Annotated in this window: 16 protein-coding genes; 12 read left to right on the top strand and 4 right to left on the bottom strand. The window is 65.1% G+C overall.

What is annotated here, in order from left to right; genetic code table 11:
* Window positions 1-397 precede the first annotated feature (397 nt).
* The 11 genes from glnA (at window position 398) to ROZ37_RS11370 (ending at window position 10,701) form a co-directional block, all read left to right on the top strand.
* A complete protein-coding gene (glnA, locus tag ROZ37_RS11320; protein ID WP_312659455.1) occupies window positions 398-1,807 on the top strand; it encodes a type I glutamate--ammonia ligase in 1,410 nt (469 codons plus the stop codon).
* A 132-nt stretch (window positions 1,808-1,939) separates the two neighbouring features.
* Complete coding sequence (locus tag ROZ37_RS11325; RefSeq protein WP_312659456.1) at window positions 1,940-2,461, top strand: DUF4124 domain-containing protein; 522 nt, start codon at window positions 1,940-1,942, stop codon at window positions 2,459-2,461.
* 54 nt (window positions 2,462-2,515) lie between these two features.
* Entirely contained in the window at window positions 2,516-3,586 is a 1,071-nt protein-coding gene (glnL, locus tag ROZ37_RS11330; protein ID WP_312659457.1) for a nitrogen regulation protein NR(II), read from the top strand.
* Window positions 3,587-3,620: 34 nt separating this feature from the next.
* On the top strand, window positions 3,621-5,048 hold the full coding sequence (ntrC, locus tag ROZ37_RS11335; protein ID WP_312659458.1) for a nitrogen regulation protein NR(I): 1,428 nt from the start codon (window positions 3,621-3,623) through the stop codon (window positions 5,046-5,048).
* A 150-nt stretch (window positions 5,049-5,198) separates the two neighbouring features.
* Window positions 5,199-6,008 (top strand): biotin--[acetyl-CoA-carboxylase] ligase, encoded by an 810-nt coding sequence (locus ROZ37_RS11340; protein ID WP_312659459.1) that lies wholly within the window; start codon window positions 5,199-5,201, stop codon window positions 6,006-6,008.
* Window positions 6,005-6,790: a type III pantothenate kinase gene (locus tag ROZ37_RS11345; RefSeq protein ID WP_312659460.1), complete on the top strand. Its 786-nt coding sequence runs from the start codon at window positions 6,005-6,007 to the stop codon at window positions 6,788-6,790. The genes ROZ37_RS11340 and ROZ37_RS11345 overlap by 4 nt, the downstream gene beginning before the upstream one ends.
* Window positions 6,791-6,795: 5 nt before the next feature.
* The gene (locus tag ROZ37_RS11350; protein ID WP_312659461.1) at window positions 6,796-8,163 is read left to right on the top strand and encodes a TrpB-like pyridoxal phosphate-dependent enzyme; all 1,368 of its coding nucleotides are present in this window, start codon (window positions 6,796-6,798) and stop codon (window positions 8,161-8,163) included.
* A gap of 79 nt (window positions 8,164-8,242) precedes the next feature.
* Window positions 8,243-8,995 carry an SPOR domain-containing protein gene (locus ROZ37_RS11355; protein WP_312659476.1) on the top strand — a complete coding sequence of 251 codons (753 nt, stop codon included), beginning with the start codon at window positions 8,243-8,245 and terminating at the stop codon, window positions 8,993-8,995.
* Window positions 8,992-9,618, top strand: coding sequence for a dephospho-CoA kinase (gene coaE, locus ROZ37_RS11360; RefSeq protein WP_312659462.1), 627 nt, complete (start codon window positions 8,992-8,994; stop codon window positions 9,616-9,618). Before ROZ37_RS11355 ends, coaE begins: the two co-directional genes overlap by 4 nt.
* A 116-nt stretch (window positions 9,619-9,734) precedes the next feature.
* On the top strand, window positions 9,735-10,490 hold the full coding sequence (zapD, locus tag ROZ37_RS11365) for a cell division protein ZapD (RefSeq protein ID WP_312659477.1): 756 nt from the start codon (window positions 9,735-9,737) through the stop codon (window positions 10,488-10,490).
* 16 nt (window positions 10,491-10,506) lie between these two features.
* Window positions 10,507-10,701, top strand: coding sequence for a DNA gyrase inhibitor YacG (locus ROZ37_RS11370; protein WP_312659463.1), 195 nt, complete (start codon window positions 10,507-10,509; stop codon window positions 10,699-10,701).
* Here the strand turns inward: ROZ37_RS11370 and ROZ37_RS11375 are convergent.
* Window positions 10,689-11,633, bottom strand: a complete 945-nt coding sequence (locus ROZ37_RS11375) for a Nudix family hydrolase (RefSeq protein ID WP_312659464.1) — start codon at window positions 11,631-11,633, stop codon at window positions 10,689-10,691. The two genes, ROZ37_RS11370 and ROZ37_RS11375, sit on opposite strands and share 13 nt — an antisense overlap.
* Before the next feature lie 10 nt (window positions 11,634-11,643).
* Window positions 11,644-12,504, bottom strand: a complete 861-nt coding sequence (locus ROZ37_RS11380) for an ATP-binding protein (RefSeq protein ID WP_312659465.1) — start codon at window positions 12,502-12,504, stop codon at window positions 11,644-11,646.
* Window positions 12,505-12,709: 205 nt separating this feature from the next.
* On the opposite strand from ROZ37_RS11380, the gene ROZ37_RS11385 reads away from it, so the two are divergent.
* Window positions 12,710-13,942, top strand: coding sequence for an MltA domain-containing protein (locus ROZ37_RS11385; protein WP_312659466.1), 1,233 nt, complete (start codon window positions 12,710-12,712; stop codon window positions 13,940-13,942).
* A 48-nt stretch (window positions 13,943-13,990) separates the two neighbouring features.
* Here the strand turns inward: ROZ37_RS11385 and ROZ37_RS11390 are convergent, their stop codons facing one another.
* Together ROZ37_RS11390 and ROZ37_RS11395 are read right to left on the bottom strand one after the other, a co-directional pair.
* Window positions 13,991-14,713 (bottom strand): DsbC family protein, encoded by a 723-nt coding sequence (locus ROZ37_RS11390; protein ID WP_312659467.1) that lies wholly within the window; start codon window positions 14,711-14,713, stop codon window positions 13,991-13,993.
* A 15-nt stretch (window positions 14,714-14,728) separates the two neighbouring features.
* A complete protein-coding gene (locus ROZ37_RS11395; protein ID WP_312659468.1) occupies window positions 14,729-15,892 on the bottom strand; it encodes a UbiH/UbiF family hydroxylase in 1,164 nt (387 codons plus the stop codon).
* Between the last annotated feature and the right edge of the window lie 210 nt (window positions 15,893-16,102).

Here is a 16,102-nt window from a genome sequence, read left to right on the forward strand (position 1 = left end):
TGGGCGCGTCGCTGACGCGCCCAAATGGAGCCGAAGCGGTAGCCCGTGAGCCCGCCCCCTCCTTCGTCCGACCGTGGCCCCAGCCGCTCGACGCTGACGACACGAAGGCTCGAAACCGCGCCTTCCCCGCGCTTGCACCAAAACGAGGCGCGAATTTCCGCCGCGCACCATCACGATGCAGCGGCGTCATTCGGGCGGCACGTTTTTCGCGCGCCGGCACGGCGAAAAGCGTCGCATCGCAGGTGTTACGGGATTTCCGGTAAGGACCCGCGGGGCAAATTCGCCTGTGGCACAATGCCGGACACGCCGAAAAACGCCGTGGCACGGATACTGCTTAACTTCCCGCAGCTATAGCTTCCTCGTCATTTGCTATCGACTCAGCTCACCAGGAGTGAATATGAACGCACAAGAAGTCATGAAGATGATCCAGGAGAACGAGGTCCGCTTCGTTGACCTGCGTTTTACCGATACGCGCGGGAAGGAGCATCACGTCGGTCTGCCCGTCTCGGCGTTCGAGGAAGATCACTTCGAACACGGCCATCCGTTCGATGGTTCCTCCCTGGCGGGCTGGAAAGGCATCCAGGCGTCCGACATGATCCTTCTGCCGGAAGCGGGTTCGGCCTACATCGATCCGTTCTTCGACGAAACGACGCTGGTGCTGACCTGCGACGTCATCGAGCCGTCGGACGGCAAGGGCTACGACCGCGACCCGCGCTCGATCGCGAAGCGCGCCGAGGCCTACCTGAAGAGCACCGGAATCGGCGACACCGCGTTCTTCGGCCCGGAACCCGAATTCTTCATTTTCGACTCGGTCGAGTGGTCGGTCGACATGTCGGGCGTCTACAGCAAGATCATCTCCGAAGAAGCCGCGTGGTCCACCGCCGACAAGTTCGAAGGCGGCAACACCGGCCACCGGCCGCGCATCAAGGGCGGCTACTTCCCCGTCCCGCCGGTCGACAGCCTCAACGACGTGCGCGCCGCGATGGTGCTCGCGCTCGAAGCGGCCGGCGTCCCGGTCGAAGTCCATCACCATGAAGTGGCGAACGCCGGCCAGTGCGAGATCGGCACGAAGTTCAGCACTCTGACGAAGCGCGCCGACTGGACGCAAGTGCTGAAGTACATCGTGCATAACGTCGCGCACCAGTATGGCAAGACCGCGACCTTCATGCCGAAGCCGATCGTCGGCGACAACGGTTCGGGCATGCACGTGCACCAGTCGATCTGGAAGGACGGCCAGAACCTGTTCGCGGGCAACGGCTACGCCGGCCTGTCGGAAATGGCCCTGTACTACATCGGCGGCATCATCAAGCACGCGCGCGCGCTCAACGCGATCACGAACCCGGGCACGAACTCGTACAAGCGCCTCGTGCCGCACTACGAAGCCCCGACGAAGCTCGCGTATTCCGCGCGCAACCGCTCGGCGTCGATCCGCATCCCGTACGTCGCGAACCCGAAGGGCCGTCGCATCGAGGCGCGCTTCCCGGATCCGCTGGCGAACCCGTACCTGTGCTTCGCCGCGCTGATGATGGCCGGTCTCGACGGCATCCAGAACAAGATCCACCCGGGCGACCCGGCCGACAAGAACCTGTACGACCTGCCGCCCGAAGAGGATGCGAAGATCCCGACGGTGTGCACGAGCCTCGAACAAGCGCTCGAGTACCTCGACAAGGACCGCGAGTTCCTGACGCGCGGCGGCGTGTTCTCGAACGACTTCCTCGACGCCTACCTCGCGCTGAAGATGGAAGAAGTCGACCGCATGCGCATCACGACCCACCCGGTCGAGTTCGACATGTACTACAGCCTGTAATCGCTCGCGATTTGCGGCAACGAGGAAGGACGGGCATTGCCCGTCCTTTTTTTATGCGTTCTAATCGTCCGCGATTCCGCGGCGGCCGGCGCTTCGGAGCCTCGAAACCTGAAGGGACATGACGCCCTCCCCATGATCGACAAGCGACTGCTCCCCGCTCTCCTGGCGCTCGTCTTCGCGCCGCTCGCCCACGCGAGCGTCTATAAATGTATCGATGCCAACGGCAGCGTGACCTACACCAACGACCGGACGCTCGGACGCGGCTGCAAGGAGTTGAGCACAGACCAGCCGGTTTCGACCGTTCCGGTACCGCCCGTGCGCGCACCGGCAAAGGCGACCGCGACGCCGTCGGATTTCCCCCGCGTCGCACCCGAAGCCCAGCGGGCACGGGACGACACGCGCCGGCAGGTGCTCGAAAAGGAACTCGCGGCCGAGCAAAGCGCGCTCGACGCCGCGCTCGCGAAGCTCGATGAGGAGGAAAAGCGCGACGCCCCCGAGGACCGCAACATCCGGCGCCAGCGCGCCGACGGCACGAGCTTCTCGTCGCTCAATCCGGCGAAGAAGGCGGAGCGCCTGGAGCCCTTCCGGGACCGCGTCGAACTGCACCAGCGCAACGTCGAGGCGTTGAAGAAGGAAATCGGTGCGCTAAGGTAGCGCCGCGACTGGCGCGTTTATTGCGGAAGGCTGTGAAATCCAAGACGCGCACTCATGACCCTCAATCCCCGCTCCACCCTCTCCTCCGGACCGTTCTCGGCACTGGATCTGCTCTCGTCCGCCGTCGTCCTCGTCGACGACCGGCTCGTGATCCGCTACCTCAACGCGGGCGCCGAAAACCTCTTCGCGGTCAGCCAGCGAAGGCTTCTCGGCATGCCGCTGTCGACGCTCCTCGGCGAGCCGCCCGGTCTCGCCGCGGCGCTCGACAACGCGCTGCGGCAGAACTGGAGCTACACCGGGCAGGACCTGAAGATCGCGCGGCAGAACGGCGATCCGCTGCATCTCGATTGCACCGTAAGCCCGGCCGACGCCGCCGGCGTGCGCCTGCTGCTCGAATTCCGCCCGATCGACGCGCAGCTTCGCGTCGCGCGCGAAGAGCAACTGCTGCAGCAGCAGCAGGCGAACCGCGAGCTGATCCGCAATCTCGCGCACGAGATCAAGAACCCGCTGGGTGGAATTCGCGGTTCGGCGCAGCTGCTCGAGCGCGAACTCGCCGATCCGCAGCTACGCGAGTACACCGAGGTGATCATCGCCGAAGCCGACCGGTTGCAGGACCTGATGAACCGCCTCCTCACGTCGCACTGCATGATGCGGCCGGGCCAGCTCAATATCCACGACGTGCTTGAACGCGTCCGGCGCCTGATCCTCGCGGAGTTCCCGGACCTCGAGATCCGCCGCGACTACGACACGAGCCTCCCCGAATTCACCGCCGACCGTGAGCAACTGATCCAGGCGATCCTGAACATCGTGCGCAATGCCGCGCAGGCGATGCAGGGCCAGGGCGAGATCCGCCTGCGCACCCGCGCCGCCCGGCAGGTGACACTCGCGAAGCGGCGTTTCAAACTGGCACTGGAATTGCAAGTGATCGACAACGGCCCCGGCATTCCGGAAGAGATCCGCGACAAGATCTTCTATCCGCTGGTTTCGGGGCGGGAGGGCGGAAGCGGCCTGGGCCTGTCCCTGGCGCAGAGCTTCGTTGAGCAGCATCAAGGGATGATCGAAGTGGACAGCCGCCCCGGCCACACCTGCTTCAGCATCCTGCTGCCGATCGTCGACCGCGCGTAGGCAAAGTGTGGTCGCACCAAAAAAGTGCATGCCGATGAACACAGTCTGGATTGTCGACGACGACCGATCGATACGCTGGGTGCTCGAGAAGGCCCTAGCCCGCGAGGACATCACGCACCGCAGCTTTGCGTCGGCGAGCGAGGCGCTGAGCGCGCTCGAGACCGCCCCAGCGCCGCCGAAAGTGCTCGTTTCCGATATCCGCATGCCCGGAGACTCGGGATTCTCGCTGCTCCAGCGCGTCAAGGTGCTCTACCCGCATCTGCCGGTCATCATCATGACGGCGTACTCGGACCTGGAGAGCGCCGTCTCAGCGTTCCAGGGCGGCGCGTTTGAATACCTGCCGAAGCCGTTCGACGTCGATCAGGCGGTCGCGCTCGTGCAGCGGGCACTGCATCAGAACTCGCATCCCGAAGGCACTCACGCCGAAGCGCCGCTCGCCCCTGAAATTCTCGGTCAGGCGCCCGCCATGCAGGAGGTCTTCCGGGCGATCGGCCGGCTCGCGCAGTCGCACGCCACAGTGCTGATCAACGGCGAATCGGGCGCCGGCAAGGAGCTCGTCGCGCGCGCGCTCCACCGGCACAGCCCGCGCCACGACGCACCCTTCATCGCGATCAACACCGCCGCAATTCCGCGCGACCTGCTCGAATCCGAACTCTTCGGTCACGAGCGCGGCGCCTTCACCGGCGCCGCCGCACAGCGCCGCGGCCGCTTCGAACAGGCCGACGGCGGCACGCTGTTCCTCGACGAGATCGGCGACATGCCGGCCGAACTGCAGACGCGACTGCTGCGCGTGCTGTCGGACAATCACTTCTACCGCGTCGGCGGCCAGCAGCCGATCCGCGCGAACGTCCGCGTGATCGCCGCGACGCACCAGAACCTCGAGGACCGCGTCCGCCAGGGCCTGTTCCGGGAGGATCTCTTCCACCGCCTGAACGTGATCCGCCTGCGGCTGCCCGCGCTGCGCGAGCGGCGCGAAGACATTCCGATCCTCGTCCGTCACTTTCTGCAGAAAAGCGCGCAGGACCTCGGCGTCGAGGCGAAGCGGGTCTCCGAGGCGGCGATCAAGTATCTTCAGGCGCAGCCCTTCCCGGGCAATGTCCGGCAACTCGAGAACCTGTGCCACTGGCTTACGGTGATGGCGCCCGGTCAAACCGTCGAGGTCGCCGACCTGCCGCCCGAGATGCGCGACCAGCCGGACCGCGAAGCACCGATGAGCTGGTCGGAGGGTCTCGCGACCGAGGCGGACCGCCTGATCGCGAGCGCGCCGGGGGAAGTCTTCGACCGCCTCACGCGCGACTTCGAGCGCACGCTGATCCGGCGCGCGCTGACCGCGACCGGCGGACGGCGCATCGACGCGGCACATCTGCTCGGCATCGGCCGGAACACGATCACGCGCAAGATCCACGACCTTGGCATGGACGAGGCACGGAATCCGGGGCACGCCCCGGACGAGGGCGAGTAGAAACGTCTCCGAACCCGTTGCGGCGTGTCCGTGCTGCCGGGACACGCCGGACCCAAGCAAGCGCATCCCCGCCGCCGGCCCCGGGACTCGTGCGCCGCCGGCCAATAACGGATAATGCCGGCTTTCACGTCCTGACATGGGAATGCCGGCTTGAGCCTTTCGAATTCCGACCTGCCGCTTTCGTCCGATGCGATCGTCCGTCATCTCGGCGCGCTGGCGCCGGCATTCGCGCTGCGGATCGTCGCCGAATGCGCGTCGACGAACAGTGAACTGATGGACGCCGCCCCGGCCGACGAGGGTCCGGTCGAGGTCGTCGCCGCCGAATGCCAGACCGCGGGCCGCGGCCGGCGCGGGCGGCAATGGCAATCGTGGCCCGGCGGGAGCCTCACTTTTTCGACCCGCTGGGGTTTCCGGCCGGGCGCTCCGGTGCCTGCCGGTCTGTCGCTCGTCGCCGGCCTCGCCGTCGTGCGGGCACTCGAAAGGCTCGGCGTCGACGGACTCCAGCTGAAGTGGCCGAACGACGTCCTCGTCCACGGGCAAAAGCTCGCCGGCATCCTCGTCGAACTGCTGCCGGCGCGCGGCCGTCCACCTGCCGCGGTGGTCGGCATCGGCCTGAACCTGAGACTGCCCGCCGACTTCTCGCTGCCCGAGCAGACCGGCGTGACCGATCTCGGGAGCCATCTCGACCCCCTGCCGGACCGCAACCGACTGCTGGCGGCGCTGCTGACCGAGTTCCACGCGCTTTTCGACACCTATGCCGCCGCAGGCTTCGCAGCGCTGCGCGGTGCATGGCAGCAACGCAATGCGTTCTCCGACCTGCCGGTACGGATCAGCGGCGATCAACAGGAGATCACCGGCATTTGCGCCGGGGTGGACGAGGACGGCGCCCTGCTAGTGCGCACCGACGCCGGACTTGCACGCATCCTGTCCGGCGAAGTGTCGCTGAGGATCGCCACATGATTCTGCTGATCGACGCCGGCAACACGCGGATCAAGTGGGGCGTCGTCGACGCGGATCGGTCGATTGCCGAAGGCACGCTCGGCCATGAAGAAAGCGCGGGGTTCTCCCGGATTGCCGCCGAGCATCGCGACTTGCGGCGGGTGTTCGGGGCGAACGTCGCCGGGCCCACCGTCGCGTCGGACATCGCACGCGCCCTCGCCGGCCTTGCGCCGGCGCCCGAATGGCTCACCGCTTCAGCCGGATCCTGCGGCGTCCGCAATCGCTACGACAACCCTTCGCAACTCGGCGCCGACCGTTGGGCTGCGCTGATCGGCGCGCGCGCGTTGTATCGATGCGCCTGCCTCGTCGTCAATGCCGGCACCGCGACGACGGTCGACGTCCTCGACGCCGACGGCGACTTCCAGGGCGGACTGATTCTGCCTGGCGAGGATCTGATGCGGCGCGCGTTGGCCGGCAACACTGCCCAACTCCCGTTCGCCGATGGCGAATTCGTCCGCAGCCCGCGCAACACCGCCGACGCGATCCGCTCCGGCTGCCGACACGCGCAGCTCGGCGCGATCGAACGGATGTTCCGCGAGATCGAGAGCATGCCGGGCGCGCGCTGCGTGCTGAGCGGCGGCGCCGCCGCGCGACTCGCCGGACAGCTCGCGATCCCGTGCAGCCCAGTCGACAACCTCGTCCTGAAGGGGCTGGCCGTCATCACCCACGAGCCTGCCGCCGACGACGTCGGGCGTCCGTCACGGGCAGCCGAACGAACAATCCACACTCGCACCGAGGAATAGACAACGTGACCGAACCGACCCGCATCCTGCTTGAAGAGAACGAGATCCCGACGCACTGGTACAACGTCGTCGCCGACATGCCGAATCCGCCGACACCGTCGCTCGGTCCCGACGGCAAGCCGGTCAGTCCCGAGCAGATGCTGGCGATCTTCCCGCCGCAGATCCTCGAGCAGGAGATGAGTGCCGAGCGCTGGATCCCGATTCCGGACGAGGTGCGCGAAGTCTACAAGGTATGGCGGCCGAGTCCGCTGATGCGCGCGGTGCGCCTCGAACGCGCGCTGGGGACACCGGCGAAGATCTTCTTCAAGTACGAAGGCGTGTCGCCCGCCGGCTCGCACAAGCCGAACTCGGCCGTGCCGCAGGCGTTCTACAACAAGCAGGCCGGCATCGCGCGGCTCACGACCGAGACCGGCGCGGGACAATGGGGCTCGTCGATCTCGTTCGCGGGCCAGATGTTCGGCCTCGAAGTGCGCGTCTACATGGTCAAGGTCAGCTATCAGCAGAAGCCGTATCGGCGCCTGATGATGCAGACCTGGGGCGCCGAAGTGTTCGCGAGCCCGTCGGAACTGACGCAGACCGGTCGGGCGGCGCTGGCGAAGGATCCCGAGAACCAAGGCTCGCTGGGTCTCGCGATCTCGGAGGCGGTCGAGGAAGCTGCCGGCCGCGCCGACACGAACTACACGCTCGGTTCGGTGCTGAACCACGTGCTGTTGCACCAGAGCATCATCGGCCTCGAAGCGAAGAAGCAGTTCGACAAGATCGGACTCTACCCCGACGTCGTGTTCGGGCCGTGCGGGGGCGGATCGAGCTTCGGCGGCATCGCATTCCCGTTCCTCGCCGACAAGGCGGCCGGCGATCGGCGGGCGCAGAACCTGCGCTGTGTCGCGGTCGAGCCGACGTCTTGCCCCACGCTGACGAAAGGCCAGTATGCCTACGACTTCGGCGACGCCTCGGGCTTCACACCGATGATGAAGATGTACACGCTGGGCCACGACTTCATGCCTCCCGGCATCCACGCCGGCGGACTGCGTTACCACGGCGATTCGCCGCTCGTGTCGCAGCTCTTTCACGAAGGCCTGCTCGAAGCCGTCGCCGTGCCGCAACTCGCGACGTTCGAAGCCGGCGTGCTGTTCGCGCGCAACGAGGGCATCATCCCGGCGCCCGAGGCGTGCCACGCGATCCGCGCCGCGATCGACGAGGCGATCAAGTGCAAGGAAACGGGGGAGCCGAAGGTGATCCTCTTCAACCTCACCGGTCACGGACATTTCGACATGAGCTCGTACGAACGCTATTTCGCCGGTCAGCTGGAAAACTACGACTACCCGGCCGAAGCCGTCGCCCAGTCGCTCGCCCATCTGCCGAAGTTCGACTGAACGACGCAAAGGGACGGACGGCTGTCCGGCGGGTAAACGAGGAACGGGCCACGTCATGCGTCTGCTGTTCATCGTTCTCGTGCTCTTGAACCTGCTCGCGCTGGCGTCCGCGCAGGGCTGGCTCGGCACGCCCTCGGCACGGGGTGAACCGGAACGGCTCAGCAATCAGCTGAATCCGGAGCGCATCGTGCTCCACGCACCGGAGGAGCCGGGGATCACGGCGCAAACGCAGGCGCCCCCGCCCGCCCCGCCGCCGGCCCCGGCGCTTCCCCCGTCGCCTGCGCCCGCCGAACAACCCGGCCCGCCGACCGATGCGACGCCCGACGCTTCGGCCGCCGTGGCAGCAGCTCCGCTCTCGCCTCCTAAACTTGCGGTCCCCCAGGCCTGCGTCGCCTATTCCGGCATGGCCGAGTCGCAAGCGGACGCGCTGATCGCCTCCGTGCAATCGGCGCAACCCGACCTCGATGTCCGTCGCAGCACGACCAGCACGCCAACCGCGTGGTGGGTGCGGATTCCCGCCGAAGGCGGGCGCGAAGGAGCCGAACGCAGGATCGAGGAGCTGCGCGCACTCGGCGTCACCGAATATTTCATCGTGCAGGAGCCCGGCCCGAACCGGTTCGCGGTGTCGCTCGGACTCTTCAAGACCGAGGCGAAGGCGCAGCAGCATTTCGCCTTCCTGCGCAGCAAGGGTGTCCGCGAGGCGGGGGTCGCCCCGCGAACCGCAACCGTCCATAGGATCGAGTTTCGCGGCCCCGCCGCGGCGCTCGCCACGCTGGGGAAATCGCGGGCAGTGGCCCGCGCCGGCGCAACCCGAAGCGAATGCACACCATGACCATCCGCCCCTACATCATCGGCCTCACCGGCGGCATCGGCAGCGGCAAGAGCGCCGCCGCCGACCGCTTCGCTGCCCTCGGCGCCACCGTGATCGACACCGACGCAGTTGCCCATCAACTGACCGCGCCGGGCGGCTCGGCGATCGGGTCGATCCGCGATACGTTCGGCGAAGCCGTGATCACGCCCGATGGGGCGCTCGACCGCAACGCCATGCGCGAGCTCGCCTTCTCGGATCCCGACGCCCGCCGCCGCCTCGAAGCGATCCTGCACCCGGCCATCGCCGATGAATGCGAGCGACTGATCGCCGCAGCCGGCAGTCCCTACGTCGTTCTCGGCGTCCCGCTGCTGATCGAGTCGAAGTCCTATCGCGAGCGTTGCGACCGGATCTGCGTCGTCGACTGCCCGGTTGAAATGCAGGTCTCGCGCGTGATGCTGCGCAACGGCCTCGAAGAATCGCGCGTGAGAACGATCATCGCGGCGCAGATCAGTCGCGACCAGCGGCTCGCTGCCGCCGACGACGTCATCGACAACAGCAAGAGCCTTGCGACCTTGCACGCGCAGGTGGACCGGCTGCACGAAAAATACCTCGACGCCGCATCGAATCGTGCAAACTCGCGCTGAAAACGCGGTCGGCGAATGTTCACGTCGAATGTGTTTCTGTGGGGATTCGGGCATTTTGCCCTGTGCTATTATCCGCGCACCCACACAGGAGATCGCCATTTTTCGGGCGCAATGCGGTGATTAGCTACGAATATCCTCTGAACGAGCGCATCCGTACGCTCCTGCGCCTCGAGGATCTGTACAGCAAGATCGCCCATTTTTCCAGTGGAGACGCGCCTCAGGATCACCACACGGCGCTGCTCACGCTGTTCGAGGTGCTCGAGGTGGCGGGCCGGGCGGACCTCAAGGTCGATCTCGTGCAGGAACTTGAACGACAGCGCCAGATCCTCCTCTCGTTCCGCAACAACCCCGAAATTTCTGAACACGCGCTCTCGGGCGCCCTGTACGAAATCGAACAGGCGTCGTCGTCGCTGCTCGCGATGGCCGGAAAGATCGGGCAGTACCTGCGGGAAAACGAGTGGCTGATGGCGATTCGAAGCCGCGCGTCGATTCCGGGCGGTGTCTGCCAGTTCGATCTGCCTTCCTACCACTTCTGGCTCAACCGGGAACCGGACCAGCGGCGGGTGGACCTCGAAGGCTGGATTCACCCGATGATGCCGATCCGCGAAGGCCTGGCGATCGTGTTACGCCTGCTGCGTGCGAGCGGGCGACCGGAAATGCAGGTCGCGCGCGGCGGAACCTTCCAGCTGACGATGAGCGGTCGCAGCGCGCAAATGCTGCGGTTGCGGCTGGTCCCGGCAGAAGCCGTCGTGCCCGAAATCAGCGCGAACAAATACGCGTTGAATGTCCGTTTCATGCTGGCTGAAACAGTGATCAGGCCGCGACAGGTGGAACGCGACGTGCCGTTCGAAATCACCTTTTGCAGTCTCTGACGACAAGCCGCTTCCGATGACCAAAATACGCACCGTTAGCTGCCCTCAGTGCGGCGCAAAGGTGAAATGGGTTCCCGAGAACCGGTTCCGGCCGTTCTGCTCGGAACGCTGCAAGCAGATCGATCTCGGCGCGTGGGCGGCGGAAGACTATCGTGTCCCCGACGGCGGACGTTCCGACGACGTCCCGGCCGACGAGCGTCACGACGACTGAGGCCAGACGCCGCGAATCCCGGCAATACCGTGGGCGCCATTGTCCCGAGCCAGAGAGAGGTCGGCGCGCGCCAGACCTCCGAGCGCAAGCACCGGAATCGATAAGTCCTCGATCAGTCTTCCGACCCCCTCCCAGCCGAGCGACGGCTGGCCCGGGTGTGTCGCCGTCGGCTTCACCGCACCGAGGAGCGCGTAATCGAAGCCGAGCGCCGCCGCCCTCTCGAGTTCGCTACGGTCGTGGCACGAAGCGCCGACCCACTCGAACGGCGGGCGCTCTTCGGCACGTGCGAGCGCGGCCGACCGAAGATGGACGCCGTCAGCGCCGATCGCGCGAGCAAGTTCGAACGGTCCGTTGAGCACGGCAAGTGCGCCTCGTGACCGTGCCCGCTGCACCACTTCTCGCGCAAACGACGCGAACTCGGCGTCAGCCATCGACGGCTCCCGAATCTGGACCAGCCGCAAGCCTTCGGCAAGCGCGGCGTCGAGGAGATCGAGTTGGCGCTCGACACCGATTTCCGCCGCCTGCGTGATCGCCATCAGCCGTGGCATCCGCAACGCCTTCAATATCGGTCCGTTCGCCGGCAGCATCGGTGTGACCGAAGGGTTGTCGACCGGCTCCCACGACAGCGCGCTATGGACGTGATCGACGATTTCTCCGTCCCATTCGGCGACGTCGAAGAAGTGAAGGCGGACGTGAGCGTGTTCGTAGCGGTGCTCACGCGTCAGCCACGGGCGGATCTTCCGCACGCGGATCCCCAATTCTTCGTCCAGCTCGCGGATCAACGCCGCGGCAGCCGATTCGCCTGGCTCGACTTTGCCACCGGGAAATTCCCAATACCCCGGATAGAACGTGTCCGGCGCCCTCTGCCCGAGCAGAAACTTGCCGTCCTCGCGCCTGATCACGCCCGCTGCAACTTCAACCCGTTTGGTCATCGACATTCCGTCACTCGCAGCGCCCCGCGTGGTCGCGCGCGAACTGCCACGCGACGCGTCCCGAACGGGATCCCCGCATCAGCGCCCATTGCAGCGCCTCCTGCCGCGCGTCGGCGATTGCCGTCGCCCCCAGCCCGAACTCCTTGAGCCAGTGCGCGACGATCGTCAGATACTCGTCCTGGCTGAACGGATAGAACGAGACCCACAGGCCGAAGCGTTCCGACAGCGAGATCTTCTCCTCGACCGCCTCGCCCGGATGCACTTCGCCGTCGAGGTGCCGCGCCCGGAGATTTTCGTCGTGGTACTCCGGCATCAGATGACGGCGATTCGACGTCGCGTAGATGAGGACGTTGTCCGGCACGGCCGCGATCGATCCGTCGAGCACACTCTTCAGCGCCTTGTAGGCAGGCTCGGTTTCCTCGAAGGACAGATCATCGCAGAACAGGATGAAGCGCTCGGGCCGCGGCGCGACGAGTTCGACGATCTCCGGAAGGTCGGTCAGATCGTCCTTCTCGACCTCGATCAGGCGCAAGCCGCGATCGGCGTATTCATTGAGCAGCGCCTTCACCAGCGACGACTTGCCGGTCCCCCGGGCCCCGGTGAGCAGCACGTTGTTCGCACGACGGCCCGCGACGAACTGACGCGTGTTCTGGTCGATCCGCGCCTTCTGCTGCTCGACATCGCATAAATCCGTGAGTCGGATCGAATGAGGGCGAGTGACGGGCAGCAGAATGCCGCGTCCTTGCCGGCGCCGCCAGAAGAATGCATTTGAAGAAGTCCAGTCCGGAGCGACCGGAGGAGCCGGCAGCAAGCTCTCGATTCGCTCGATCAGTTGCTCGGCGCGCCCGATCAGCTTCGCTACATCATTCATCTTTGTCTTTTCCCGCCATGCCGCCGCGCTTCGGCCACGTTGCCCAAACGATGATGAGCAGCAGCGCGACCGCGACGCCCGCTTCCAGAAAAATCACCCACATTCCGTTCTCCCGCAGGAACCCCAGCTCGGCCGGGTATACTCGCCGGTCCGCCTCCGAGTCTATCCGATCCCCCTGATGAAACGGCATACCACGGCTTTCCGAATGCGTCTCCTGCTGTGCCTCGGCGCCCTCGGATTTCTCTCGGCTTGCGCGACCCGCGTGTCGGCGCCAGCGATCGAACCCGGCTCGCAACCTTCGGCCGAACGCGCCTGCCCGCCGATTCAGCCGTGTCCTGTTTGTCCGCTTTGCCCTGCCCCTCCCTCTGCCGAACCCACTCCACCCCGCGCTGCCGAGCCTTTGCAACCCGCGAACTGGAGAGACCTACCCGGCTGGACAGAGGACGACCACGCGCGCGCATGGCCTGCCTTGCTCCAATCTTGCAAGGCCGTCGCGCGGCAGCCACGCTGGCAGAGCTTCTGCGATACAGCAAAGGCACTGGGCGGGAATCCGGCCGCTCCCGTCGTCCGCAAATTCGTCGAGACACACCTCCAGCCCTGGGCGGTCGTGAATGTCGACGGCAGCCGCAACGGGCTCGTCACCGGTTACTACGAGCCGCTGATCAAGGGCAGCCGGACCCGATCCGAGAGATATCCCTGGCCAATCCATGGCGCGCCGCGCGACATGCTCACGATCGACTTCGGCGACCTTTATCCCGAGATACGCAACCTGCGGCTCCGCGGAAGGATCGTCGGCAACAAGGTCGTGCCGTATTGGACTCGGGCAGAACTCGACCGCATGCCCGAAGTACCCGCGCCGACCCTCCTGTGGGCAGCCGATCCGATCGACCTCTTCTTCCTTCAGGTGCAAGGATCGGGGCGCGTCGAGCTGCCGGACGGCTCGAAAGTCCGCATCGGTTACGCCGACCAGAACGGCCATCCTTACCAGTCGATCGGCCGCTGGCTCGTCGCACAGGGGGAACTGCCCCTCGAGAAAGCATCGATGGAGGGCATCAAGAACTGGGCGCGGGAGAACCCGAGACGGTTGTCAGAATTGCTGAATGCGAATCCGAGCTACGTGTTCTTCCGCGAACTGCCACCGAGCCCCGGAGGCCCGGTCGGCGCGCTCGCCGTACCGCTCACCGAAGAACGGAGCATTGCAGTCGACCCGCAAACCATCCCGCTCGGTGCACCGGTCTTTCTCGCAACGACCTGGCCGATGTCCGACCGCCCGCTTCGCCGGCTGATGCTCGCCCAGGACACGGGCGGCGCCATCAAGGGCGCGGTTCGGGCCGACCTATTCTGGGGGTTCGGACCGGAAGCCGGGGCGTTGGCCGGCAAAATGCGGCAGCAGGGGCAGATGTGGGTCCTGCTCCCCGCTGGCGAGGCGCCGCGCTAAAAAGCGGCGGCCGGTAAGCGAGCACCTGATATCGGCAAGAACGCCCCGTTATTTCGAGACTTCAGCAAGCGCCTGCTCGAGTTCAGCGGCTGGCATATATCCCCCGAGCCGGCGACCGTCGGCGAGGAAGAGCGTCGGAGTGCCGTTGATTTTTAGCTTCTGTCCGAGCGCGATGTTGCGGTCGACGACTGAACTGTCGCAATTCGCGGCTGCCGGCACCTTGGCGTCCAGAATCCAGTCGCTCCATGTTTTCGCCTTGTCCTTCGCACACCAGATGTCGCGCGATTTCTCGGTCGAGTCCGGACTCAGAATCGGATACAGGAATGTGTAGATCGTCACGTCCTTCAATTGCGTCAACTCCTTGCCGAGTCGCTTGCAGTATCCGCAATTCGGGTCCTCGAATGACACGAGCACACGTTTACCGCTGCCACGGACCTGCTTGATCGCGTGGTCCAGAGGCAGCGTCGAGAAGTCGATCGCCGAGAGTTGAGTCATTCGCGCCTGCGTAACATCGCGACGCGTCTTCGTATCGATGATTCGTCCGTCGATGAGAAAACTCGCTTTCTCATCGGTGTATACAAGCTCGCCGCTCTTCAGGACGATCTCATAGAGCCCGCCGTAAGGAGTCTTCGTCACCGACTCAACGGCCGGCGAGCCGATGAATCCTTCGACTGCCTTGCGGACACCCGCCTCGTCCGCCTGGGCCACCCCGATCGTTGCCGCGGTGAAAGATGCGGCGATCGCCGCCAAACGAAATGCGCGCGAGAACATCGATATCTCCAAAATTCAAAAGCGCCCGCTGACCGCGTAGCGCGTCAAAGCGTCGCGTACGACAGGCAGACTGCCGGCGAGGTTAAGCCCGACATTGCGGAGCACCGACAGCAACTGATTCTCCGAATTGAATATCCGGTTCAGGCTATGAGCGGTGTATTGAGTCAGGAAAGGCTCCTCCGCGCGACGGCGGGCGTAAGCTCGGAGTGTCGAAATTTCGCCCGGATCTCCCCAGGAAGGCAGCGCCTGGAGTAAATCGGAAAGGGCCTTCGCATCCTGAAAACCGAGATTGATTCCATGTCCCGACAACGGGTGAATTGCGTGCGCTGCGTCCCCAATGAGCGCGACTCTTGCCTTCACCGTCGTATCGACTCTCATCAATTTCAAAGGAAACCCAGCCGCAGGCGTCTCCAACTCCATACGCCCAACCACCCGTTCGGCGGCGTCTTCGACCCGGCGGCAAAGCAGTTCCGCATCCAATTTGAGAAGAACGCCGGCATAATCATTCCGTGCCGACCAGACCATCGACACCATTTTTCCGGGGAGCGGAAGCAGCGCCAGGATTCCATCGCGCATGAACCATTGATACGCCACATTGCGATGCTCCCGCTCCGTACGGAAGTTCGCCACGACCCCGACCTCGTCGTAAGGCCTGAAGTGCGCCTGAATTGCAGCGCGATCCCTGACCCACGAGTTCACCCCGTCCGCACCCACGATAAGTCGGGCGCGAATTTTCTTCCCGTTGGCAAAATCGACCGTGGCCCCCGTGCCATCGATCGAAAGTCCGACCGGCGCATTTCCGGTCAGCAAGGTCACGTTATGTTGCCTGCGCAATGTCTCCCACAACTCGCGTTGTATGCGGCCCGACTCGACGATCCACGCGAGCTCCGAAAGCCCGCTGTCGTATGCCGAAAACTCGAGATTTCCTCCCGCGTCGCCTCGTATCGCCATTCGGTGGACCGGGACAATACGGGCGACATCGAGGTACTCCCACACACCGATTTCCCGGAGAAACTCGGCGTTGATCGGACTGATCGCATAGATTCGAGAATCCCAGCCGACAACGGGAACGTGCGGCTTCAACTCGATGACGGCGATTCGCAACCGACTTCCCCTCAACGCCACCGCCAGACTCGCGCCCGCAAGCCCCCCGCCCACGATCAGCAGATCAAAGTCCATTAGATTCCGTTATCTCGCGAAGAACATAGATTCTGCCCTAAGCACCGAGGCAAGTCACGGCGGTGGGTTGATTCGTAAGCACCCGGCGAACCCACCTTCCCCCAGCCGCCTAGCCCATTGAAGATCGTGTCCACTAATTTTCGATGGTGGACACCATGGATGTGGTTATCCCGCGCCGGAGTCGGCGAACGCATAGCGAAGCCTTCAAGC

The sequence above is a fragment of the Aromatoleum sp. genome (assembly GCF_032027225.1).
GTDB lineage: Bacteria > Pseudomonadota > Gammaproteobacteria > Burkholderiales > Rhodocyclaceae > Aromatoleum.

Excerpts from the sequence above, each read along its gene's own strand:
- glnA (WP_312659455.1), top strand. The coding sequence starts at position 398 with ATGAACGCACAAGAAGTCATGAAGATGATCCAGGAGAACGAGGTCCGC.
- ROZ37_RS11325 (WP_312659456.1), top strand. The coding sequence starts at position 1,940 with ATGATCGACAAGCGACTGCTCCCCGCTCTCCTGGCGCTCGTCTTCGCG.
- glnL (WP_312659457.1), top strand. The coding sequence starts at position 2,516 with ATGACCCTCAATCCCCGCTCCACCCTCTCCTCCGGACCGTTCTCGGCA.
- ntrC (WP_312659458.1), top strand. The coding sequence starts at position 3,621 with ATGAACACAGTCTGGATTGTCGACGACGACCGATCGATACGCTGGGTG.
- ROZ37_RS11345 (WP_312659460.1), top strand. The coding sequence starts at position 6,005 with ATGATTCTGCTGATCGACGCCGGCAACACGCGGATCAAGTGGGGCGTC.
- coaE (WP_312659462.1), top strand. The coding sequence starts at position 8,992 with ATGACCATCCGCCCCTACATCATCGGCCTCACCGGCGGCATCGGCAGC.
- ROZ37_RS11370 (WP_312659463.1), top strand. The coding sequence starts at position 10,507 with ATGACCAAAATACGCACCGTTAGCTGCCCTCAGTGCGGCGCAAAGGTG.
- ROZ37_RS11375 (WP_312659464.1), bottom strand. The coding sequence starts at position 11,633 with ATGACCAAACGGGTTGAAGTTGCAGCGGGCGTGATCAGGCGCGAGGAC.
- ROZ37_RS11380 (WP_312659465.1), bottom strand. The coding sequence starts at position 12,504 with ATGAATGATGTAGCGAAGCTGATCGGGCGCGCCGAGCAACTGATCGAG.
- ROZ37_RS11385 (WP_312659466.1), top strand. The coding sequence starts at position 12,710 with ATGCGTCTCCTGCTGTGCCTCGGCGCCCTCGGATTTCTCTCGGCTTGC.
- ROZ37_RS11390 (WP_312659467.1), bottom strand. The coding sequence starts at position 14,713 with ATGTTCTCGCGCGCATTTCGTTTGGCGGCGATCGCCGCATCTTTCACC.
- ROZ37_RS11395 (WP_312659468.1), bottom strand. The coding sequence starts at position 15,892 with ATGGACTTTGATCTGCTGATCGTGGGCGGGGGGCTTGCGGGCGCGAGT.